Source organism: Arthrobacter sp. TJ-238, from assembly GCF_058269215.1.
Map to the genome: position 1 here is coordinate 180,954 of NZ_JBZCNH010000006.1, position 21,176 is coordinate 202,129.

The window sequence follows — 21,176 nt, forward strand, 5'->3', positions numbered from 1 at the left end:
GGTAGTTTTGACACCGCAACCAACCTTTAAGTTCCGTCCGGTGAGGCGGGGAAGGAGGAAGCGTGTTATGACCGTGCAACCCCCGGAATCCGGCCCGCACAAGCGCGTTGTTCTCGCAGAAGCAGACATAGACCGCGCACTCACGCGCATCGCCCACGAGATCCTCGAGGCGAACAAGGGATCCAGCGACCTCGTGCTCCTCGGCATCCCGCGCAGGGGATTCCCCCTCGCGCAGCGCCTCGCGCAGAAGATCGCGGCCGTCGATCCCGCCGTCGACCCGGACCTCATCACCGGGCAGCTCGACGTCACCATGTACCGCGACGACCTCCGTCGCCACCCCACCCGTTCGCCGCTCGCGACCCAGCTGCCGCCGTCGGGCATCGACGACAAGGTGGTGGTGCTCGTCGACGACGTGCTCTACTCCGGGCGCACCGTCCGCGCGGCCCTGGACGCCCTCGCCGACCTCGGGCGGCCCCGCACGGTCCGCCTCGCCGTCCTAGTGGACCGCGGGCACCGCGAACTGCCCATCCGCGCGGACCACGTGGGCAAGAACCTCCCCACCTCGTCGCGGGAGCGCGTCCGTGTCCACCTCGCGGAGATCGACCTGATCGGCGGCTCGGCCGTGAACGAGGTCGTCATCGAGGACCGCGTGTGAAACACCTGCTCAGCACGCAGGACCTCTCCGCCCGGAACGCGCTGCGCCTCCTCGACGTCGCCGAGGAGATGGCGGCGGTGGGGGAGCGGGAGATCAAGAAGCTGCCGGCGCTGCGCGGGCGCACCGTCGTGAACCTGTTCTTCGAGGACTCCACCCGCACGCGCATCTCGTTCGAGGCGGCAGCGAAGCGGCTCTCCGCGGACGTCATCAACTTCGCGGCGAAGGGATCCTCGGTCTCCAAGGGCGAGTCGCTGAAGGACACCGCGCAGACGCTCGAGGCCATGAGTGCGGACGCCGTCGTCATCCGCCATCCCGCCTCCGGCGCACCGGCCCGCCTCGCGGCGTCCGGCTGGATCGACGCCGCCGTGATCAACGCCGGCGACGGCACGCACGAGCACCCCACGCAGGCACTGCTCGACGCGTTCACGCTGCGCAGGCACTGGGCGGGGGTCGGCGGGACCGGATCGGCGGGCACGGACCTCACCGGCATGACGGTGCTGATCGTCGGCGACGTGCTGCACTCCCGCGTGGCCCGCTCCAACGTATGGCTGCTGACCACCCTCGGTGCCGAGGTGCTGCTCGCCGGGCCGCCCACGCTGCTGCCCGTCGGTGTCGGGTCCTGGCCCTGCACGGTCTTCTACGACCTCGACGAAGCCCTCGCCCAGCGGCCCGACGCCGTCATGATGCTCCGCCTGCAGGCCGAGCGCATGAACGCGGCGTTCTTCCCGTCCATGCGCGAGTATTCGCGGCGGTGGGGGTTCGACGACGGGCGCCTGGCCCTGCTCGACGCACTGGGCCTCGACGACACCGTGATCATGCACCCCGGTCCGATGAACCGCGGGCTGGAGATCTCCTCCGCCGCGGCCGACTCCCCGCGCTCTACCGTCCTCGCGCAGGTCCGCAACGGCGTGTCCGTGCGGATGGCCGCGCTGTACCTGCTGCTCGCCGGTGACCCGCACGACGACGGGCACGACCAGCACGCCGACCTGACCGACCTCATCCCGGAAGGCCGCACCCCGTGACCACCCCCAGTACCCCCGGCGCCTCATCCGGGACCTCGACCCAGTACCTCATCCGCGGCGCCTCGCTGCTCGGACGCGGCGGCCAGGACGTCCTCGTCCGCGACGGCGTCATCGCCGCGCTGGGCGCCGAGGCCTCCCGCGAGGCCTCGGCGGAGGCCGTGACCGTCGACGCCGCCGGCCTCGTGGCCCTGCCCGGCATGGTGGACCTCCACACCCACCTCCGCGAGCCCGGACGGGAGGACGCCGAGACCGTCGAGACCGGCTCCCGGGCCGCCGCCCTCGGCGGTTTCACCGCCGTGCACGCCATGGCGAACAGCTCCCCGGTCGCCGACACCGCCGGCGTGGTGGAGCAGGTGTACCGCCTGGGCCTCGCGGCCGGGTGGGTCGAGGTGCGGCCCGTCGGCGCCGTGACCGTGGGCCTCGGCGGGGAACGGCTCGCCGAGCTCGGCGCCATGGCGGAATCACCGGCCTCCGTGCGGGTGTTCTCCGACGACGGCATCTGCGTCTCGGACCCGGTGCTCATGCGCCGCGCCCTGGAGTACGTGAAGGCGTTCGACGGCGTGATCGCCCAGCATGCACAGGAACCGCGCCTCACCGAGGGCGCCCAGATGAACGAGGGCGACGTCTCCGCGGTCCTTGGACTCACCGGCTGGCCCGCCGTCGCGGAGGAGAGCATCATCGCCCGCGACGTCCTCCTCGCCCAGCACGTCGGCTCGCGCCTGCACGTCTGCCATGTCTCCACCGCCGGCTCGGTGGAGATCATCCGCTGGGCCAAGGCGCGCGGCATCGACGTCACCGCCGAGGTCACCCCGCACCACCTGCTCCTCACGGACGAGCTGGTCCGCAGCTACGACCCCGTCTACAAGGTCAACCCGCCGCTGCGCACCGCCGACGACGTCATGGCCCTCCGCGCGGCCCTCGCCGACGGGACGATCGACGTCGTCGGGACCGACCACGCGCCGCACCCGAGCGAGCACAAGGAGTGCGAGTGGGCGCAGGCCGCGATGGGGATGACCGGTCTCGAGACCGCCCTGTCCGTCGTGCAGCACACCATGGTGGAGACGGGGCTGCTCGACTGGGAGGGCTTCGCGCGCGTCACCTCCGTGACGCCGGCGCGGATCGGCCGGCTCGCCCACCAGGGCAGGCCGCTCGCCGCCGGCGAGCCCGCTAACCTGATCCTCGTCGACCCCGCCGCCCGCTGGACGGTCGACCCCTCGACCATGGCCACGAAGGGCCGCAACAGCCCGTTCCGTGGACTGGAACTGCCCGGCAGCGTGCGGGCGACGTTCCTCGGCGGCCACGCGACAGTCCTCGACGGCCGTCTCTCCACGCCGCGCCCGGCAGCCCACGGGGCGGGCAGGGAGGCCCCCGCATGGAATATCTAGGCTGGGTCGCCATGACGATCGGCATCATCGTCGTCATCGTCGCGCTCATGGCGCTCGGATGGCGCAACCGGCTCCGCCGGCAGTCCAACGTCCCGGCACCGCCGGAGACGCCCGCCGACCCCGGGCCCGTCCTCTACGAGGCCGAGGGCCAGTACGTCGCGACGACGACGGCGGGGGACTGGCTGGACCGCATCGCGGTGCACGGGCTCGGCCTCCGCGGCAACGCCGTCGCCGCCGTCCACCCCGACGGCGTGCTCTTCGCCCGCACCGGGGCGCGCGCCGTCTTCATCCCCCGCACCGACCTCGTCTCGGTGCAGCTGGCGAGCGGCATGACCGGCAAGTTCGTCGAGAAGGAAGGCCTCGTCGTGGTGACCTGGCGCCTCGGCGCGCTGCGCGTCGACACCGGCTTCCGCACCCGCCACGCCGCGCACAAGGCCCAGCTCGTCGCCGCGATCGCCGCGCTCGTGCCCTCCGCTCCACCCGAGAACCGAACTCCACCGACCCCCGAAGGCAGGGAACAGCTGTGAGCAGCGCTCCATCCACCGCCCACGCTCCATCGACGGCACCGGTCCGACCGCAGGCACCCGCGGTGCTCGTCCTCGAGGACGGACGGACCTTCCGCGGCCGCGCCTACGGCGCCGAGGGTACCGCGCTCGGCGAGGCCGTCTTCGCGACCGGCATGACCGGCTACCAGGAGACGATCACCGACCCGTCCTACGCGCGCCAGCTCGTGGTGCAGACCGCTCCGCACATCGGCAACACCGGGGTGAACGCCGACGACGCCGAGTCGCGCCACATCTGGGTGGCCGGCTACATCATCCGCGACGCCGCCCGCCGCCCGTCGAACTGGCGCTCCGAGCAGAGCCTCGACGAGCAGCTGCGCGAGCAGGGCGTCGTCGGGATCGAGGGCGTCGACACGCGCGCCGTCACGCGTCACCTCCGCGAGCGCGGCGCCATGCGGGCCGGGATCTTCTCCGGCGCGGACGCCGCCCCCGGCGACGATCGGCTCCTCGAGCAGGTCCTCGCCCAGCCGTCCATGGCGGGGGCCCGCCTCGCGGAGGAGGTCAGCATCGGCGAGGCCTATGTCGTCGAGCCCGCCGACCATGGCTGGACCGGCGGGACGGTGGCCACCATCGCGGCCCTCGACCTGGGCATCAAGGCCATGACGCCCAAGCACTTCGCGGAGCGCGGCGTGCGCACGGTGGTCCTGCCCGCGGGAGCCAGCTTCGAGGACATCGTGCGGACCGAGCCCGACGGCGTCTTCATGTCCAACGGACCCGGTGACCCGGCGACCGCGGACGCCCAGGTGGATCTCCTGCGCCGCGTCCTCGACGCGCGGATGCCGTTCTTCGGCATCTGCTTCGGCAACCAGATCCTCGGACGGGCCCTCGGCTTCGGCACCTACAAGCTGCGCTACGGCCACCGCGGCATCAACCAGCCCGTCCTCGACCGCCGCACCGGCAAGGTGGAGATCACCTCGCACAACCACGGGTTCGCCGTCGACGCACCCCTCGACGGTCCCGTCGAAGCGCCTGCGGGCTCGTACGGCCGAGTCGAGGTGAGCCACGTGAACCTCAACGACGACGTCGTCGAGGGCCTCGCCTGCCTGGACCTGCCCGCCTTCTCGGTCCAGTACCACCCGGAGGCGGCCGCCGGCCCGCACGACTCGGCGTACCTCTTCGACCGCTTCATCGAGCTCATGGCCGCCGAGAAGGCCAACCCCGGATCGGGCGACGCCGTCCTGGCCTCCGCCCTCGACGCACCGTCGGAATCGGCGGCGCTCGCCCGTGCGGCCGCCGCCGAACTCGGCACGCACGGATCCAAGGTGACGGGCACGCAGCCCCGCCACGACAGCGCCCACGGCGCATCCACCGGCAGCACGCAGGAAGAGAACTGATGCCCCGCAGAACCGACCTCACGAGCGTCCTGGTCATCGGCTCCGGCCCGATCGTCATCGGGCAGGCCGCCGAATTCGACTACTCCGGCACGCAGGCGCTGCGCGTCCTGCGCGAGGAGGGCCTGCGCGTCATCCTCGTCAACTCGAACCCGGCGACCATCATGACCGATCCCGAGTTCGCCGACGCCACCTACGTGGAGCCCATCACGCCCGACGTCGTCGCGAAGATCATCGAGAAGGAGCGCCCCGACGCGCTCCTGCCCACCCTCGGAGGCCAGACGGCGCTCAACACGGCGATCGCCCTCGACAAGGCCGGCGTGCTGGAGAAGTTCGGGGTCGAGCTCATCGGCGCGAACATCGCCGCCATCGAGCTCGGCGAGGACCGCGAGAAGTTCAAGGGCGTCGTCGAGCGCTGCGGCGCCGAGTCCGCCCGCTCCGCCATCATCCACACCATCGACGAGGCCCTCGCCGCCGCAGAGGACCTCGGCTACCCCATGGTGGTCCGCCCCTCCTTCACGATGGGCGGCCTCGGCTCCGGGCTCGCGTACACCGAGCAGGACCTGCGCCGCATCGTGGGCCAGGGCCTGCAGTACAGCCCCACGAGCGAGGTCCTCCTCGAGGAGAGCATCCTCGGGTGGAAGGAGTACGAGCTCGAGATGATGCGCGACAAGAACGACAACGTCGTGGTGGTCTGCTCCATCGAGAACTTCGACCCCGTGGGCGTGCACACCGGCGACTCCATCACCGTGGCCCCCGCCCTGACGCTGACCGACCGCGAGTACCAGCGCCTGCGCGACATCTCGATCGCCGTGATCCGCGAGGTCGGCGTGGACACGGGCGGCTGCAACATCCAGTTCGCCGTCGAGCCCGGCACGGGCCGCGTCGTCGTCATCGAGATGAACCCCCGCGTGTCCCGCTCCTCGGCGCTGGCGTCCAAGGCCACCGGCTTCGCGATCGCGAAGATCGCCACGAAGCTGTCCCTCGGCTACACGCTCGACGAGATCCCCAACGACATCACCCTGAAGACCCCGGCGTCCTTCGAGCCGACCCTCGACTACGTGGTGGTCAAGGTGCCGCGGTTCGCGTTCGAGAAGTTCCCCGCGGCTGACCCCACCCTCACCACCACCATGAAGTCCGTGGGCGAGGCCATGGCGATGGGCCGCAACTTCACCGAGGCCCTGCAGAAGGCCCTTCGGTCGCTCGAGCAGAAGGGCTCGCAGCTCTCCTTCGCGCCCGTCGGCGCCGACGAGGTCGACGCGCTCGTGGAGGCCGCCAGGCGCCCCACGACGGAACGCCTCGCCCAGGTGCAGCGTGCCCTGCTGGGAGGCGCGAGCGTGGAGCGGCTCTACGAGGCGACCGGGATCGATCCGTGGTTCCTCGACCAGCTGGTGCTGCTCAACGAGGTGGCCGAGGAGGTGCGCACAGCGCCGAACCTCACCGAGGAGGTGCTGCGGCACGCCAAGCGCCACGGCTTCTCGGACGAGCAGATCGGTGCACTCACCCACACCCCCGACGCCGTGGTGCGCGGCGTCCGCCACGCCCTCGGCATCCGTCCGGTGTTCAAGACCGTCGACACGTGCGCCGCGGAGTTCGCCGCCTACACGCCCTACCACTACTCGTCCTACGACGAGGAGGACGAGGTGGAGGCGCACGAGCAGCCCTCCGTCATCATCCTCGGGTCCGGTCCCAACCGGATCGGGCAGGGCATCGAGTTCGACTACTCCTGCGTGCACGCCACCATGGCGCTGCGGGAGGCCGGCTACGAGACCGTCATGATCAACTGCAACCCGGAGACGGTGTCCACGGACTACGACATCTCCACGCGCCTCTACTTCGAGCCGCTGACCCTGGAGGATGTCCTCGAGGTCATCGCGGCCGAGCAGCGCACCGGCGGCGTGCTCGGGGTGTTCGTGCAGCTCGGCGGGCAGACCCCGCTGAAGCTCGCGCAGGAGCTCGCCGACGCCGGCATCCCGATCCTCGGCACGTCGCCGGAGGCGATCGACCTCGCCGAGCACCGCGGCGCCTTCAGCCGCGTGCTCGACGCCGGCGGCCTCATCGCCCCGAAGAACGGCACCGCGGTGTCCTTCGAGGACGCGAAGCGCATCGCCGACACGATCGGTTACCCCGTGCTCGTCCGCCCCTCCTACGTCCTCGGCGGGCGCGGGATGGAGATCGTCTACGACGAGGCGAACCTCTCGCGCTACATCGCCAACGCCACGGAGATCACCGAGGCCCACCCGGTGCTGATCGACCGGTTCCTCGAGGACGCCATCGAGATCGACGTCGACGCCCTGTTCGACGGCACCGAGATGTACCTCGGGGGCATCATGGAGCACATCGAGGAGGCCGGCATCCACTCCGGCGACTCCGCGTGCGTGCTGCCGCCCATCACGCTCGGCGCCGACGTCCTGCAGCGCGTCCGCGAGGCCACGCTCACCATCGCGCAGGGCGTCGGGGTACGTGGACTGATCAACATCCAGTTCGCCCTCGCCTCGGACGTGCTCTACGTCCTCGAGGCGAATCCGCGCGCCTCCCGCACGGTGCCCTTCGTCTCCAAGGCCACGGGTGTCCAGCTGGCCAAGGGAGCCGCGCTGATCGGGACCGGCGTCACCGTCGCCGAACTGCGCCGGCGCGGGCTGCTGCCGGCGCAGGGCGACGGCGGGTCCCTGCCGTTCGACGCCCCCGTGTCCGTCAAGGAGGCCGTGCTGCCCTTCAGCCGCTTCCGCACACCGGAGGGCACCGTGGTGGACTCGCTGCTCGGCCCTGAGATGCGCTCCACCGGCGAGGTCATGGGCATCGACAAGTACTTCGACACGGCATTCGCGAAGAGCCAGGCGGCCGCGAACGCGGCCCTGCCCGTCGAGGGCAAGGTCTTCGTCTCCGTCGCCAACCGGGACAAGCGCGCCATCGTCATGCCGGTGAAGCGCCTCGTGGACCTCGGCTTCGAAATCGTCTCCACGGGTGGCACCGCCGACGTGCTGCGCCGCAACGGCATCCAGGCGACGACGGTCCGCAAGGTCGCCGAGGGCGCCGGCGCCGCGGGCGAGGGCACCGTCGTCGACCTCATCACCGCGGGCGGCATCGACATGATCATCAATACGCCGTCTGGCGGTCAGGCACGCGGTGACGGCTACGAGATCAGGGCGGCGGCGACGTCCTACGGGCTGCCCGTCATCACCACCATCCCGGAGGTCGGGGCGGCCGTGCAGGCCATCGAGGCCATGCGCTCCTACGAATGGTCGGTGACGAGCCTGCAGGAGCACGCCGCCAACCTCCGCGCCTCCACAGAGGCCCGCGATGCCTCCTGAGGTGCCGGCCGCCGCGCCGCGGGCTCCCTTCGGGGAGCGCCTCGCGGCGGCACGCGCGGAGAAGGGGAGCCTCTGCGTCGGGATCGATCCGCACCCTGCACTGCTCGACGCCTGGGGGCTCACGGACTCGCCGGAGGGACTCGAGCGTTTCTCGCTCGCGGTGCTCGACGCCGTCGGGCCCGTGTCGGCGGCCCTCAAGCCGCAGGTCGCCCTCTACGAGCGGCACGGCTCCCGGGGTCTCGCGGTCCTCGAGGGCCTGCTGGCGCGGGCCGCCGACGCCGGTGTCCTCACGATCGCCGATGCGAAGCGCGGTGACATCGGTTCGACGATGCAGGCCTATGCGGAGGCATGGCTGGGGGAGGGGCGGCCGCTCGCGGCGGATGCCGTGACCCTCAACCCCTATCTGGGCTTCGAGTCCCTCCGGCCCGCCCTCGACCTCGCCGCGGCGACCGGGCGGGGTGTGTTCGTCCTCGCGCTGACCTCCAACCCCGAGGGCCGCTCCGTGCAGCACGCCGGCGGGCACGCCTCGGTTGCGCGGTCCATCGCCCGTGCAGCAGCGACCGAGAACGCCGGGCCCGCTCCCGGGCACGTCGGCCTGGTGGTCGGCGCGACCGTCGGCGACGCCGCGCACACCCTCGGCCTCGGCCTGGCCGGCCTCAACGGGCCCATCCTCGCCCCCGGCGTCGGCGCGCAGGGGGCCGGGCCGCGCGAGCTGCGGGACGCGTTCGGAGACGCCCTGCCGTTCGTGCTCCCGACCTCCAGCCGTGCCATCCTCGCGGCCGGCCCCGGCGTGTCCGCGCTGCGGGTCGCCGCGGAACGGACGCGCGACGAGCTCGCCTGAGACGCCCGCCCGGCACCGGGTGCAGCGCCGGATGCAGTGCCAGGTGCAGTGCCAGGTGCATTGATTTAGGAGGCCCGCGCCCGGTAGGTTCGGTTCCAGCCCCACCCCCCTCCCCGGGGAGACCCTTGACCGATCCAGACGACGAGCGGTCGCCGCCACCCGTGGTGCCGCCCAGTGCAGGGAGCACCCGTGAGCCTGAAGCCATTGACGGATGACGAGCGAACATCGGCGCGCGAGAAGGCGACCGCGGCGCGTGCGGTGCGGGCGGACATCAAGTCCCGGCTGAAGACCGGTAAGCTTTCGGTGGCCGAGGTCATCGACAACCCGGACGGCGACGACGCCGTGGGCCGCCTCAAGGTCCTGGATCTCCTCAAGGCCCTGCCCGGAGTCGGCGACGTGCGCGCAGCGGCGATCATGACCGAGGTCGGCATCGCCGCCACGCGCCGTGTCCGCGGCCTCGGCGTCCATCAGCGCAAGGCCCTGGTCCTGTACCTGGAACAACATCACGCCGGCCCGGCCGGCAAGTAAGGAAGCAGTAGTGTCACAGCCCCGGCTGACAGTCCTCGCCGGCCCCACCGCGGTCGGCAAGGGAACAGTCTCGACGTACATCCGGGACAACTACCCCGAGGTGTGGCTCTCCGTCTCGGCGACCACGCGCCCTCCCCGCCCGGGCGAAGTGGACGGCGTGCACTACTTCTTCGTCTCGCCCGAGGAGTTCGACCGGCTCGTCTCCGACGGGCAGCTGCTGGAATGGGCCGTGGTCCATGGACGCAACCGGTACGGCACGCTCCGCAGCACCGTCCAGGCCGCGATGGACGAGGGGCGGACCGTCCTGCTCGAGATCGATCTGCAGGGCGCACGCCAGGTCAAGGAGAGCATGCCGGAGGCCAATTTCGTGTTCCTCGCTCCGCCCACCTGGGACGAGATGGTGCGCCGACTCGTGGGTCGCGGGACCGAAACACTGGAGGAACAGCAGCAACGGCTGGAAACCGCTAAACTGGAACTTGCCGCCGAGCCCGAATTCAACCACACCGTCGTCAACGACTCCGTGGAGCATGCGGCAGACGAGCTCGTATCACTGATGGGACTGCGTCCGCTGCAGCGCTGAGAGGCCCCGCACCAGCCGTTCCGCCTTATTTTTTGGAGAATTTGTGTCAACTCAGCCCGAAGGCATCATCAACCCGCCGATCGACTCTCTGCTGGAGGCCTCCGACTCGAAGTACGCCCTCGTGATCTACGGTGCCAAGCGCGCCCGCCAGATCAACGCGTACTACTCGCAGCTCCACGAGGGCCTGTTCGAGTACGTCGGCCCCCTCGTCGACACCAAGCTGAACGAGAAGCCCCTCTCCATCGCCCTGCGCGAGATCAACGAGGGCATGCTCGTCTCCTCACCCATCGAACAGTCCGAATAACACGACCGATCCAGCAGGCGGCAGATAACCGGTGCGCATAGTACTTGGTGTCGGAGGAGGGATAGCGGCCTACAAGGCAGCATCCCTCCTCCGTCTTTTCACGGAGTCCGGCCATGACGTCACCGTCATCCCCACGGAGGCCGCCACGCGCTTCGTCGGCACGGCCACCTGGGAGGCGCTCTCGGGCCATCCCGTCAGCAACAGCGTCTGGGACGACGTCGACAAGGTGAACCATGTGCGCCTGGGCCACGAGGCGGATCTCATCGTCATCGCGCCGGCCACGGCCGACGTGCTCGCCCGCGCGGCCGCCGGCCTCGCCGACGACCTCCTCACCGGCACGCTGCTGATGGCCCGCGGGCCCGTCGTGATGGCTCCGGCCATGCACACCGAGATGTGGCAGCACGCCGCCACCCGCGCGAACGTCCAGACCCTCCGCTCGCGCGGAATCACCGTCATCGAACCCGCGTCCGGCCGGCTCACGGGTGCGGACACCGGGCCCGGCAGGCTGCCCGAGCCGGCCGAGATCCATGCCGCCGCCCTCGCCGCCCATGCCGCCGCCCATGCCGGCGGAGCACTGCACGGCAAGCGGGTCACCATCTCCGTCGGCGGCACCCGCGAAGCCCTCGACCCCGTGCGGTTCCTCGGGAACCGGTCCTCCGGTAAGCAGGGCATGGCGCTGGCCGAGGCCGCGCTCGCCCAGGGCGCGCACGTGACCCTCGTCCTCGCCCACGCGGAGGTCGCCCCGCCCCGCGGGTGCGACGTCGTGCGGGTCGAGTCCGCGCTCCAGCTGCGCGACGCCGTCCTCGCGGCGCTGCCCGGCACGGACGTGCTCGTCATGGCCGCGGCCGTGGCGGACTTCCGTCCCGCCGAAGTGATCGGCACCAAGATCAAGAAGAACGACGACGGGACGGATCCCGTGCTCACGCTCGTCCGCAACCCCGACGTGCTCCGTGAGGCGGTGCTCACCCGCGACGCCGTGCCCGCGGGCACGGACGACGCCCGGCCGCTGGTCATCGCCGGTTTCGCCGCCGAGACCGGCGACGCGACGGCCGACCCCCTCACCCACGCCCGTGCGAAGCTCGCGCGGAAGGGATGCGACTTCCTCGTCCTCAATGTGGTCGGATCGGACCTGGTCTTCGGGGAGGACTCCAACGAGGTCACCATCATCGGCGCCGACGGCAGCGAATCGGCTCCCGTGCGAGGGTCGAAGCGTGTCGTCGCGGACGCGGTCATCGGCCATGCGGCCGGCCTGCTCTCGCGCTGAGCCGCACGGCGGAGGGCCCAGCGCGGGAACGTCCCATGGCGGCGCAGGACCCGGCATCGAGCCGGACCGTCCGTCCGACCAAGTAGAGTGAGCACGTGAATTCTCCCAGCCCTGAGTCCTCGTTGCGCCTCTTCACGTCGGAGTCGGTCACCGAGGGTCATCCGGACAAGATCTGCGACCAGATCAGTGACGCGATCCTCGACGGACTCCTCGAGCAGGATCCCGATTCCCGCGTCGCGGTCGAGACGCTGGTCACGACGGGCCTCGTGCACGTGGCGGGGGAGGTCACCACCGAGGCGTACGTGGAGATCCCCGACATCGTGCGAAAGACCATCCTCGGCATCGGCTACGACTCCTCGGCCAACGGCTTCGACGGCGCCCGCTGCGGCGTTTCCGTGTCCATCGGCCAGCAGAGCGCGGAGATCGCTTCCGGCGTCTTCACCTCCCTCGAGACGCGCGAGGGCACGGGCGTGGACCCGTACGACGCGCAGGGCGCGGGGGACCAGGGGATCATGTTCGGCTATGCGAGCGACGAGACCTCGGTGCTGATGCCGGCGCCCATCTGGCTCTCCCACCGCCTCTCCGAACGGCTCACCACGGTCCGCAAGGACGGCACGCTCCCGTACCTGCGCCCCGACGGCAAGACCCAGGTCACCATCGGGTACGACGGCGATCGGCCGGTGTCCATCGACTCCGTCGTCATCTCGTCGCAGCACGCGGCCGAGGTCTCCCTCCACGAGCTCCGCGCGGACCTCGTGGAGCACGTCATCACCCCGGTGCTGGCCGAGTCCGAGCTCGACGCCACCGGCGTGCGGCACATCCTCAACCCGGGCGGCGCCTTCATCATCGGCGGGCCCGTGGGCGACGCCGGCCTCACGGGACGCAAGATCATCGTCGACACCTACGGCGGCATGGCCCGCCACGGCGGCGGCGCCTTCAGCGGCAAGGACCCCTCGAAGGTGGACAGGTCCGCCGCGTACGCGATGCGCTGGGTCGCCAAGAACGTCGTCGCCGCAGGGCTCGCCCGCCGCGCCGAGATCCAGATCGCCTACGCCATCGGCATGGCGCAGCCCGTCGGCATCTACGTCGAGACGTTCGGCACGGAGACCGTCGACCCGCAGGCCATCGGCAGGGCGATCCGTGAGATCTTCGACCTGCGGCCCCTCGGTATCATCAATGCGCTCGACCTCAAGCGTCCGATCTACCAGCGGACGGCCGCGCACGGCCACTTCGGCCGCGAGGAGGACGGCTTCACCTGGGAGCGAACGGACCGTGTGGACAAGCTGCGGAGCTACTTCAACGCCTGAGGCGGGAGGGGACGGCGGGCGGCACGGGCCACCCGTTGCAGCATCATGACCGAGACGACACGGCCCGGAACGCGGCCGAGCCCGGGTACGGACGGCCAGCTGTCGCTCCTGCACGGGTTCGGACCCGCGAAACTGCCGCAGGCCGACCCCGAGCGGGCGTCGTCCCTGCCCGTCGCGCGGGTCATCCTCGACGCCCAGCTGCCACACCTCGACCGTTTCTTCGACTACGCGGTGCCCGCGGCGATGGACGCGGAGGCCCAGCCGGGGGTCCGGGTGAAGGTGCGGTTCGCCGGACGCGAGCAGGCCGCATTCCTCGCCGAACGGGTCGACGAGGCCAGCACGACGGCGACGCTTCTTCCGCTCGGCAAGGTCGTGTCGCCGCAGCAGGTGCTCCGGCCCGAGATCCTCGCCCTCGCGACCGCTGTCGCCGCGCGTTCCGTCGGCACGGTCAGTGACGTGCTGCGCTCGGCCGTCCCGCCGCGCATGGCCCGCGTCGAGACGGAGTTCCCCGATGGGATCGGCGCGCCGGACGCGCCCGCCGAGGAGGGGGAGCCGTCGCTGCCCGTGTACGTGGAACCCCGTGCCTCCGGCAGCTTCTCCCGCTACCTCAACGGGCGTACCTACCTGCAGCACCTCCGGGCCGGTGAGTCACCGCGCGCCGTCCTGACGAGCCTCGGGGGGTACGGCGCCACTGCCTGGGCGGAGGAGATCGCCGACGCCGTGACGGCCACGGCGGCCTCCGGGCGGGGCTCCGTCGTCGTCGTCCCCGACCAGCGCGATCTTGCGCGCGTGGAAGCGGCGCTCGTCGCCCGGCTGGGCGCCCCCGCCGTCGCACGGCTTACCGGTGAAGACGGCGCGACGCCGCGGTACCGGAACTTCCTGCGTATCCTCCACGGGACCGCGACCGTCGCCGTCGGTACCCGGTCCGCGGCCTATGCTCCGGTGCGGAACCTCGGGCTCGTGTGCCTGTGGGACGACGGCGACGACCAGCACGTCGAACAGCGCGCTCCCTACCAGCACGTCCGGGACGTCCTGCTGCTGCGCGCCGAGCACGAGGGCACGGCGATGCTGCTCTCCTCCGTCGGGCGGACCACGGAGGCGCAGCGCCTCGTCGACACGGGCTGGGCGCGCGCCATCCAGGCCGACCGCGCAGAGGTCCGCCGGGCCACGCCGCGCGTCGTCCATGCTGCAGACGCCTACCAGATGGAGCGGGACCCCCTGGCCGCGCAGGCCCGGATCCCGCACGCGGCCTGGGCCGCAGCACAGGCGGGCCTGAAGCACGGCCCCGTGCTGCTGCAGGTCGCGCGCACGGGGTTCTCGCCGGCGCTGGCGTGCGACCGGTGCCGCCACCCGGCGCGGTGCTCGGCCTGCGCCGGGCCGCTCGCGCAGGCGGGCCGGTCGGCGCCGCTCGCATGCCGGTGGTGCGGGCGCCCCGAGACCTCCTGGTCCTGCGCCGAGTGCGGGGGAACCCGCATCCGCGCCACGGTCGCGGGTGCCACACGCACGGCCGAGGAACTGGGCAGGGCTTTTCCGGGAGTGCCCGTCATCTCCTCGGCGGGGGAGCACATCGTCGACGCCGTGCGGGATGCACCCGCGGTCGTCGTCGCAACGCCGGGCGCGGAACCGGTGGCTCCCGGAGGATACGCTGCGGTCATCCTCCTCGACGGCAATGCGCTGCTGAGCAGGGAGTCGCTGCGCGCGGGTGAGGACGCCCTCCGGCGCTGGTTCTCGGCGGCGATCCTCGCGCGCCCCTCCGCGGCGGGCGGCACGGTGGTGATCACCGGCGACGACGACGTCGCGGTGGGCCACCTCGTGCGGTGGGACCCAGCCGGCGCCGCGTCACGGGAACTCGCCGAGCGGCAGGAACTCGGCCTGCCGCCCGCCGTGCGCTACGCGGTGCTCACCGGGACCCGCGAGGCCCTCACCCACTTCCTCGAGGGCGTGCAGACGGAGGGCTCGGTGCGCGTCGTCGGCCCGGCCCCGGTGCCGCCCGACGTACGGCGCGAGGCGATGCTCGCCGCGCGTAGTGCTGCCGCGGCGGTGAAGGGCGCAGCACCGACAGGGCCGCCGGATACCCTCGCGGGCCAGGGGAGCCACCGCGTGCTGCTGTTCTTCCCCTATCGGGCAGCTGCCGGCGTCACCGCCCAGCTACGAGCACGCCGCGCCGCCCTGTCGGCCCGGCGGACGGGAGAGCCGGTGCACATCCGTCTCGACGCCCTCGACGTGCTCTGACCCGTCTCGGCCGGCGGTTCGACGCTCCCTCGGGGTGGTGTCACTCGCCGTCAGCGCCGTCAGCTCCGAGGGCTTGGGGGCCCAGCGCCGGCTCGGCTGTTGCGGTGGATGTCTGCCCCGAGTCCCCGGCCCGCAGCACGGCGAGGTTCTTCTCGAAGTCAGGAGCATCGGATACATCGGCGGTGAAAGGACCGGCATCGATACCTGCCTCACCGGGTTCGTCCGTGTGGGGTCCGTCCGTCGGAATCCACGTGGCAAGGTCACTGCCGGCGGGGCTCACGGCCATCAAGCGGATGGGCGGTGCCCCACAGCCTGAAGTCTCGCTGACGTCCATGCTGGCCTCCTGGCTCGTGGTGTGGCCAGTCTAGGCGGAAAGCATCCCGATGCAACGCGCCCGGGGCGATAGCGATGATGAACAGCGAGCTGTGGTCATGATTGAGCGTGAAGACACTCATCGTTACCGCCCACCCTGACCGGAACTCGCTGACCCATGACATAGCGCGTCGGCTCGAGCGAGTGTTGCAGCCCGGGACCGTGGAGCTCGCTGATCTGGCAGCAGAGGGCTTCGATCCGAGGTTCACCCTCGCCGATCGGCACACCTACCGGGTCGGGGACGATTTCGCCCCCGACGTCGCCGTGGAGCAACTCAGGCTCGACAGGGCCGCCCATCTCGTGCTGGTGTTCCCCGTTTATTGGTGGTCGATGCCGGCCTTGCTCAAGGGGTGGGTCGACCGCGTGTTCGTCAATGGTTGGGCGTTCGACATCGCCGCCGAGGGTGGGATGAACCGCAACCTCGGGCGCCTGACAACACATTTGGTGCCCATCGCCGGTGATGACGCCGGCGTGTACGACCGGCACGGGTACGAGCATGCGCTGCGGACCCAGATCGAGCACGGCATCATCGACTACTGCGGCAGCCGGCGCGGCGTCACGGCATTCGTGTATGAGTCCGAGCGGGACGACGCCGGCGCCCGTGAGCACGTCATCCTCAGTGCCATCAACGCCGTCAGCCAGGCAATCAGCGAATAGGAACGCGAATCCCGCGATCTGCAAAACGACGCGTACCACGCCCCGAATCCGGCCCACAAGGCGTTCCTCGCGGGCAACAAGATCGGATATCCCTCAGGTGGTACTACGCACTCCACAGGCCGGCACGCCGATGCCTCAGTGGTGAGCGGCGTTTCGGATCAGCTCTGCGACGAGTGCGGGTTGTTCGAGGCCCGGCAGATGCGCCGCGCCCGGGAGGACGCGTACTGACCCCTGTCCTATACGGCGTGCGGTCTCTTCATAGAACGGCACGTCGCAGGGTACATCGAGCTCACCCCAGGTGCACAGCACCGGCACGCTCATGTCACCGAGCCGGGTCCAGGCATCAACACCGGCATCGCCGGCAGAATCGGGGGCAGCGATCGCGAGAATCCTCCGGTTCATCGACTCGAACATCTCCCGCGCCTCACCTGCGACCCGGCCTTCCGTTGATTCCGGGCCCTCCAACCACAGGTGCGCAAGCGCCCGGACCCTGTCGTCGTCCGGTACGTTCGGGTCATCTGCCCGTCTCATCAGAGCAGCAGAGGCCTCGTCCGGCTGCCAATCGAACGGCGTGTCCTCATCGGTCATCCCTGATACCGCAGCACCGATGAGCACGAGCCCGCTGACCCGATCAGGACGCAGCAGAGCCGTATCGAGCGCCAGTGCCCCGCCCATCGAATTGCCGACGAGCAGAACCCTGTCGAGGCCAAGTTCGTCGATGGCCTGAAGCAGGTCATCGACGTGCGTGAACGAGGATGCCTCCGCAGCGGCCGGAGTGTCTCCGTAACCTCGCCTGTCATACGCGATCAGATCAGAGCCATCGCGGTGGAGCGCCTCCGCAACCGCGACCCAGGACCGCCGGTCGGCGACACCAGCGTGCAGGAAGACCACCGCTGGCCCCTGCCCGGGCCATCTCGTCACGGCGAGCTGACTGCCATCGGAGAGCGTAACCATGAGTTGCTGAGCGTCCATAGGCCCGAACCTACTTCAAACCCGCGTCCCATGACAGAGATCACTCGTCCCTGCAGTCCATCCGTAAGCTGATCCTTGAACGGACGGGGCCAGTGGCACTTCCGTGCCCAGCTGTGGTCCTCGGCCCGCTGCACGGGACGCCGACTTCGTGGTCCCTCGAGCTGGTCATTGTGTGCGCCGTAACGTCGACAGCGGTGCGGGGCTCGCGCAGCCGCATTTGACCTCGCCCCAAGGACGCCGTCCATGCTGATATCGATTCGATGAGCCGAGGGAGGGAAGGCAATGAGGGATGCACTGGCTGCTGGACAATTCGAGGCGGTCACCGGACTGACGGCCAAGGCGCTGCGCCTTTACGGGGAACGCGGGATCCTTCTGCCGGTCTCGGTGGACCCGCTCACCGGCTACCGCGCCTATGACCACACGCAGATCAGGCATGGCATCACCCTCGATCTGCTACGGCGTGCGCAGGTTCCGTTGACGGAGTTGGCGACCGCGCAGGCCTTCGACTTCCAGGGTTGGCGGGAAACGCTTGCACTGCGGCGTGCACTGGAGGATTTCTACCTCGGCGTCGCCGAGCGCATTGCTGCGTTCGTCCCCGGGAGCTTCCTCGCTCACAGCGATCCTGTTCCACCCGTGGACTGGGTGGGCGTCATCATCGACCTCGGAATTCCTCTGGACCTCGAAGGCCGAGCCGAAGCATTCACCACACTGGCGACGAATGTCCCCGCCATCGATCAGGCCTTCGTGGAGGTGCTCTCGGAGCTCGGCGAGGATCCGGCCGGAACAGTCTGGACAGCTGTCCCCAATGCATCCAGAAGCGGCATGAACCAGATGCTCATCGCCCGCCCCACCTCCCTGTGCCCGACCCAGCGAAGCCGCGATGCCATCGCGGCGCACGTGCTCGCACGGACCGGGCAGCCGGTCACCGTGGCCAACGACACGCTACCCCGGCGCATCGAAATCACTTTCACCAACGACCGCCCGAGCGAGCCAGGCGGTGTTGAAGAAGCCGCCCGCGATTATCTGCAGGCCCTCGCTTTTCATGACCATCTCGAGCGACATGGGCTCACCGCCATCCATCCCACCGCACGGCAGGTCGTGCACGGCCCTTCGCTGCTCGGCGGCAGCTCGCCGGTCAGCATTTTCGATGTACAGCCTCCAGTGGGGACCGACACACAGCACCTCCTCCCAGGTGGATGACAACCAAGGTCGAGGTGTACACAGGCTGAAGAACACATTCCCCGCGCCATACCTCACGACACATCAGGGGAAGTCCATGGAGCACTGGTACCGCTGGAGCCTCGCTGTCGGTCCATCCATTCCGCTTCGAATCACGGGGTGGGTAGCATCGACTCAGTGGTTGCCGATACCGATGAGGATGATCATGGGCAAAGTCGCTTGGGGTTTCACGTGTTCACTGGACGGCTTCATCGCTGGACCTGATCATGACATGAGCTGGTTGGCTGCTGCAGAGCCGACAGCCGATGGTTTCACCGAGCGACTGGCAGGGAAGGTCGCCGTCATCATCGCCGGCAGAAACGGCTACGACGCCGCACAAGCCCAACGCGGCGAGCGGGACGAGATGACATCCGAGGCGTACGGCGGCGCCTGGTCAGGGACCGAGATCATCCTCACTCACCGGCCCCACGAGATATCCGACGATCATTCGATCGTCGCGATGAATTGCGGAATAGTTGAGGCAATCGAATGTGCTCAGCAGATCGCCGGTGATCGGGACATACAGATCATCAGCGCGGACATCGCCCGCCAGGCTCTCGAGCATGACCTGATCGATGAGTTGCAGGTCTTCGTCGCCCCTGTATTTCTGGGCGACGGCATCCGCATCTTCGATGTACCGGGCGGCCACCGATACCACTGGGAACTTGCGGAGACATACGACGGCGCCGAGCGCAGCTTCGGCCGGACATACCACCCGAAACGCGATCCTCGACCGAACCCCGTACGCGCTTAGGGGGCCGCGAGGATCAGGGCCAGTCACGGCTGGTAGATGTTTTCATGCCTGAGCTGGATGGCCAGGGGTCTATACTGCGCGCGTCATGTATGAGCTGTGTGGATCTTCCTTGTAGGAGCCAAAGGGTGGGCACGGATGGAAGCCGTGCCTGACATAGAGTGCTCGGGCGGGCGCGAAGAACTCCATGCTTCCGGTCTCCAGGGAGATGCGCGTGACGTGACGTGCTCGGGCATCCGCGAGCACATGATCCAGCAACTCGGACGCTATTCCCCGCCCCCGCAACTCGGGTTCCGTCCGCATGCTCTTGAGCTCCTCGTGCCCTGGCTCCAGCACCGCTAGTGCACACGTGCCCGCAATGCGTCGTTCGTGCCAGGAGACCCAAAGCCTGACACCCGGCTGCCGCAGGGCCGCCATGTCCAGCGCGTGCTGGCTCTCCTTCGGGGACTGCGGTGCCATGTCCGCCAAGTGGGCACGCAGGAAGGCCTCGAGGGCGGGATCCTCGAAGTCGGCGAGTTGAATGGTGCAGGTCATGGGCAGGAGGATAGTGGCCCCCTATTTCATGAACGTTTCCGGGCGGTGGTCGGTGCAACACCTCTGTCGGGGGGGGTCAGGGCTTGCCGGCAGGGTTCGGCAGTTCTGCTGCATAGGCGCGGAGGGATCGCTGGTAACCATTGAGCGTCGGAATGAGGGCCAGCAGCGCCGTCTTCAGAGCCTCCCCGTGCCTACCTTCGTCATGCAGCGCCAGAGCGAGGAAGGCTTTGCGCGCCCCTTCGTCGACACCGGCGTCCGGCATGGACTCAAGGATCGACACGGCCTCGGTCGACCGGCCGACGTTACGTAGAGTGCTCGCCAGTTGGATGGACGCGCGCAGGGCGCTCGTCCCTTCCAGCCCTGCTTCAATGGCTCGCCTGTACAGCGGGATCGCGTCGTCCTCGAGTCCCAGGGCATCGTGCACGCCGGCCAACTCGAATATGGCTTCCGGGTCCCCCTCAAGGCGCTCGGAAAGGATTTCGCGCATCCTCGTCAGGGAACCCAGCGGGTCGTCGTCGTCGAAGTCCTGCTCATAGAAGCGATCGATCTTCTGCTGCCACGCTGTATCTGCCATCTCATCAGCTTGGCACGGTCACCCTCATGCACCCATGCTGGGCGGCTGATACTGAATTGCAGGTAGGGACTGTCCTCGCCCAGGAACGCCCAGGTTCGAGCCATGAAGATCGACGTACCCGACCAGCTCGCCGGCGCTCGTGTGCTGCCGCGCTCGAGCCTCCTGCCGTAGTCGTCAGGGGCTTGCACTCTCTCGACGGGAAGCGAAGAGGCCCAGGCTGTAGGTGAGCAGGATGAACGACATGGCCACCCCTGATCCAACGGCTGCTCCGAGGGCGCTGGTCGGGGTGGCGATGAGCAGGCCCGCAGCACCGAGAAGGATGATCGTTCCGCCTAGCGTGTAGAACATCCGCTCCTTGAAGGCCCAGGCGAACGGGAGGAAATGCAGACCCACAACTAGAGCGATCAACGCAGGCCGGAGCTCTGGTCTCCCGAGGGATTCAAGCCACCGGGCACCAGCCGCGATCAGCGCGAACTCCGCGACGACGCAGAGGACGTATACGCCGATATGCCACGTGCGCGGGGGTGTGAAGCGGCCGAGGAAGCGGGGTGCGACGAAGAGAAACCAGAGGGTCGCACTGACGGCAGCGATGACAAGGATGCGCGCTGCGACGGACAGCACGTCCGTGAACCCGGGCGTATAGGAGAAGACGAAAACGCACGCACCGACCAGCCCGATCAAGGTTCCCGTCCGTCGTGGATCCGCGAACCGCGGAGGAGCGGCGTTCGTCGATGCGTCGGCCGTGCTGTCGGCGGTCACCATGGTGTCGTCCTGT

At 69.6% G+C, this 21,176-nt stretch carries 21 protein-coding genes; 16 read left to right on the forward strand and 5 right to left on the reverse strand.

The window, feature by feature from the left end:
- The first annotated feature begins 67 nt into the window (after positions 1–67).
- The 13 genes from pyrR to AC4D2O_RS14330 all read left to right on the forward strand — a co-directional run bounded on the left by pyrR (position 68) and on the right by AC4D2O_RS14330 (position 15,323).
- Positions 68–655: a bifunctional pyr operon transcriptional regulator/uracil phosphoribosyltransferase PyrR gene (pyrR, locus tag AC4D2O_RS14270; RefSeq protein ID WP_490908001.1), complete on the forward strand. Its 588-nt coding sequence runs from the start codon at positions 68–70 to the stop codon at positions 653–655.
- Entirely contained in the window at positions 652–1,677 is a 1,026-nt protein-coding gene (locus AC4D2O_RS14275) for an aspartate carbamoyltransferase catalytic subunit (RefSeq protein ID WP_490908002.1), read from the forward strand. The genes pyrR and AC4D2O_RS14275 overlap by 4 nt, the downstream gene beginning before the upstream one ends.
- The gene (locus AC4D2O_RS14280; protein WP_490908003.1) at positions 1,674–3,062 is read left to right on the forward strand and encodes a dihydroorotase; all 1,389 of its coding nucleotides are present in this window, start codon (positions 1,674–1,676) and stop codon (positions 3,060–3,062) included. Before AC4D2O_RS14275 ends, AC4D2O_RS14280 begins: the two co-directional genes overlap by 4 nt.
- Positions 3,050–3,589, forward strand: coding sequence for a PH-like domain-containing protein (locus tag AC4D2O_RS14285; protein WP_490908004.1), 540 nt, complete (start codon positions 3,050–3,052; stop codon positions 3,587–3,589). Before AC4D2O_RS14280 ends, AC4D2O_RS14285 begins: the two co-directional genes overlap by 13 nt.
- Complete coding sequence (gene carA / locus AC4D2O_RS14290) at positions 3,586–4,959, forward strand: glutamine-hydrolyzing carbamoyl-phosphate synthase small subunit (protein ID WP_490908005.1); 1,374 nt, start codon at positions 3,586–3,588, stop codon at positions 4,957–4,959. Before AC4D2O_RS14285 ends, carA begins: the two co-directional genes overlap by 4 nt.
- Positions 4,959–8,267, forward strand: coding sequence for a carbamoyl-phosphate synthase large subunit (gene carB, locus AC4D2O_RS14295; protein WP_490908006.1), 3,309 nt, complete (start codon positions 4,959–4,961; stop codon positions 8,265–8,267). Before carA ends, carB begins: the two co-directional genes overlap by 1 nt.
- Positions 8,257–9,108, forward strand: coding sequence for an orotidine-5'-phosphate decarboxylase (pyrF, locus tag AC4D2O_RS14300; RefSeq protein WP_490908007.1), 852 nt, complete (start codon positions 8,257–8,259; stop codon positions 9,106–9,108). The genes carB and pyrF overlap by 11 nt, the downstream gene beginning before the upstream one ends.
- 189 nt (positions 9,109–9,297) lie before the next feature.
- Positions 9,298–9,636, forward strand: a complete 339-nt coding sequence (gene mihF, locus AC4D2O_RS14305; RefSeq protein WP_104050637.1) for an integration host factor, actinobacterial type — start codon at positions 9,298–9,300, stop codon at positions 9,634–9,636.
- Positions 9,637–9,646: 10 nt separating this feature from the next.
- The gene (gene gmk / locus AC4D2O_RS14310) at positions 9,647–10,216 is read left to right on the forward strand and encodes a guanylate kinase (protein ID WP_490908008.1); all 570 of its coding nucleotides are present in this window, start codon (positions 9,647–9,649) and stop codon (positions 10,214–10,216) included.
- Between the two features lie 43 nt (positions 10,217–10,259).
- On the forward strand, positions 10,260–10,520 hold the full coding sequence (gene rpoZ, locus AC4D2O_RS14315; RefSeq protein WP_334210087.1) for a DNA-directed RNA polymerase subunit omega: 261 nt from the start codon (positions 10,260–10,262) through the stop codon (positions 10,518–10,520).
- A gap of 31 nt (positions 10,521–10,551) precedes the next feature.
- On the forward strand, positions 10,552–11,784 hold the full coding sequence (gene coaBC, locus AC4D2O_RS14320; protein WP_490908009.1) for a bifunctional phosphopantothenoylcysteine decarboxylase/phosphopantothenate--cysteine ligase CoaBC: 1,233 nt from the start codon (positions 10,552–10,554) through the stop codon (positions 11,782–11,784).
- A 95-nt stretch (positions 11,785–11,879) separates the two neighbouring features.
- Complete coding sequence (gene metK, locus AC4D2O_RS14325; protein ID WP_490908010.1) at positions 11,880–13,091, forward strand: methionine adenosyltransferase; 1,212 nt, start codon at positions 11,880–11,882, stop codon at positions 13,089–13,091.
- Between the two features lie 45 nt (positions 13,092–13,136).
- Positions 13,137–15,323 (forward strand): primosomal protein N', encoded by a 2,187-nt coding sequence (locus AC4D2O_RS14330; protein WP_490908011.1) that lies wholly within the window; start codon positions 13,137–13,139, stop codon positions 15,321–15,323.
- Positions 15,324–15,363: 40 nt separating this feature from the next.
- On the opposite strand, the gene AC4D2O_RS14335 is transcribed toward AC4D2O_RS14330, so the two are convergent.
- Positions 15,364–15,657 carry a hypothetical protein gene (locus AC4D2O_RS14335; protein ID WP_490908012.1) on the reverse strand — a complete coding sequence of 98 codons (294 nt, stop codon included), beginning with the start codon at positions 15,655–15,657 and terminating at the stop codon, positions 15,364–15,366.
- A gap of 107 nt (positions 15,658–15,764) precedes the next feature.
- Here AC4D2O_RS14335 and AC4D2O_RS14340 point away from each other — a divergent pair, with 107 nt between their 5' ends.
- Complete coding sequence (locus AC4D2O_RS14340; RefSeq protein ID WP_490908013.1) at positions 15,765–16,352, forward strand: NAD(P)H-dependent oxidoreductase; 588 nt, start codon at positions 15,765–15,767, stop codon at positions 16,350–16,352.
- A 135-nt stretch (positions 16,353–16,487) separates the two neighbouring features.
- Here the strand turns inward: AC4D2O_RS14340 and AC4D2O_RS14345 are convergent, their stop codons facing one another.
- A complete protein-coding gene (locus tag AC4D2O_RS14345) occupies positions 16,488–17,324 on the reverse strand; it encodes an alpha/beta fold hydrolase (protein ID WP_490908014.1) in 837 nt (278 codons plus the stop codon).
- Between the two features lie 282 nt (positions 17,325–17,606).
- Between AC4D2O_RS14345 and AC4D2O_RS14350 the strand changes: the two genes are divergently transcribed.
- Together AC4D2O_RS14350 and AC4D2O_RS14355 are read left to right on the forward strand one after the other, a co-directional pair.
- On the forward strand, positions 17,607–18,524 hold the full coding sequence (locus tag AC4D2O_RS14350) for a MerR family transcriptional regulator (protein WP_490908015.1): 918 nt from the start codon (positions 17,607–17,609) through the stop codon (positions 18,522–18,524).
- A 184-nt stretch (positions 18,525–18,708) separates the two neighbouring features.
- Positions 18,709–19,296, forward strand: a complete 588-nt coding sequence (locus AC4D2O_RS14355) for a dihydrofolate reductase family protein (protein ID WP_490908016.1) — start codon at positions 18,709–18,711, stop codon at positions 19,294–19,296.
- A 69-nt stretch (positions 19,297–19,365) separates the two neighbouring features.
- Here AC4D2O_RS14355 and AC4D2O_RS14360 read toward each other — a convergent pair whose 3' ends face one another.
- From AC4D2O_RS14360 to AC4D2O_RS14370, 3 genes are all read right to left on the reverse strand, one after another.
- Entirely contained in the window at positions 19,366–19,827 is a 462-nt protein-coding gene (locus AC4D2O_RS14360; protein WP_490908017.1) for a GNAT family N-acetyltransferase, read from the reverse strand.
- 76 nt (positions 19,828–19,903) lie between these two features.
- The gene (locus tag AC4D2O_RS14365) at positions 19,904–20,401 is read right to left on the reverse strand and encodes a tetratricopeptide repeat protein (protein ID WP_490908018.1); all 498 of its coding nucleotides are present in this window, start codon (positions 20,399–20,401) and stop codon (positions 19,904–19,906) included.
- Between the two features lie 174 nt (positions 20,402–20,575).
- Positions 20,576–21,163, reverse strand: a complete 588-nt coding sequence (locus tag AC4D2O_RS14370) for a DUF7010 family protein (RefSeq protein ID WP_490908019.1) — start codon at positions 21,161–21,163, stop codon at positions 20,576–20,578.
- Positions 21,164–21,176 lie beyond the last annotated feature (13 nt).

Excerpts from the sequence above, each read along its gene's own strand:
- AC4D2O_RS14365 (WP_490908018.1), bottom strand. The coding sequence starts at position 20,401 with ATGGCAGATACAGCGTGGCAGCAGAAGATCGATCGCTTCTATGAGCAG.
- AC4D2O_RS14345 (WP_490908014.1), bottom strand. The coding sequence starts at position 17,324 with ATGGACGCTCAGCAACTCATGGTTACGCTCTCCGATGGCAGTCAGCTC.
- AC4D2O_RS14335 (WP_490908012.1), bottom strand. The coding sequence starts at position 15,657 with ATGGACGTCAGCGAGACTTCAGGCTGTGGGGCACCGCCCATCCGCTTG.
- carB (WP_490908006.1), top strand. The coding sequence starts at position 4,959 with ATGCCCCGCAGAACCGACCTCACGAGCGTCCTGGTCATCGGCTCCGGC.
- AC4D2O_RS14355 (WP_490908016.1), top strand. The coding sequence starts at position 18,709 with ATGGGCAAAGTCGCTTGGGGTTTCACGTGTTCACTGGACGGCTTCATC.
- pyrR (WP_490908001.1), top strand. The coding sequence starts at position 68 with ATGACCGTGCAACCCCCGGAATCCGGCCCGCACAAGCGCGTTGTTCTC.
- AC4D2O_RS14330 (WP_490908011.1), top strand. The coding sequence starts at position 13,137 with ATGACCGAGACGACACGGCCCGGAACGCGGCCGAGCCCGGGTACGGAC.
- AC4D2O_RS14285 (WP_490908004.1), top strand. The coding sequence starts at position 3,050 with ATGGAATATCTAGGCTGGGTCGCCATGACGATCGGCATCATCGTCGTC.
- pyrF (WP_490908007.1), top strand. The coding sequence starts at position 8,257 with ATGCCTCCTGAGGTGCCGGCCGCCGCGCCGCGGGCTCCCTTCGGGGAG.
- AC4D2O_RS14360 (WP_490908017.1), bottom strand. The coding sequence starts at position 19,827 with ATGACCTGCACCATTCAACTCGCCGACTTCGAGGATCCCGCCCTCGAG.
- AC4D2O_RS14350 (WP_490908015.1), top strand. The coding sequence starts at position 17,607 with ATGAGGGATGCACTGGCTGCTGGACAATTCGAGGCGGTCACCGGACTG.
- AC4D2O_RS14370 (WP_490908019.1), bottom strand. The coding sequence starts at position 21,163 with ATGGTGACCGCCGACAGCACGGCCGACGCATCGACGAACGCCGCTCCT.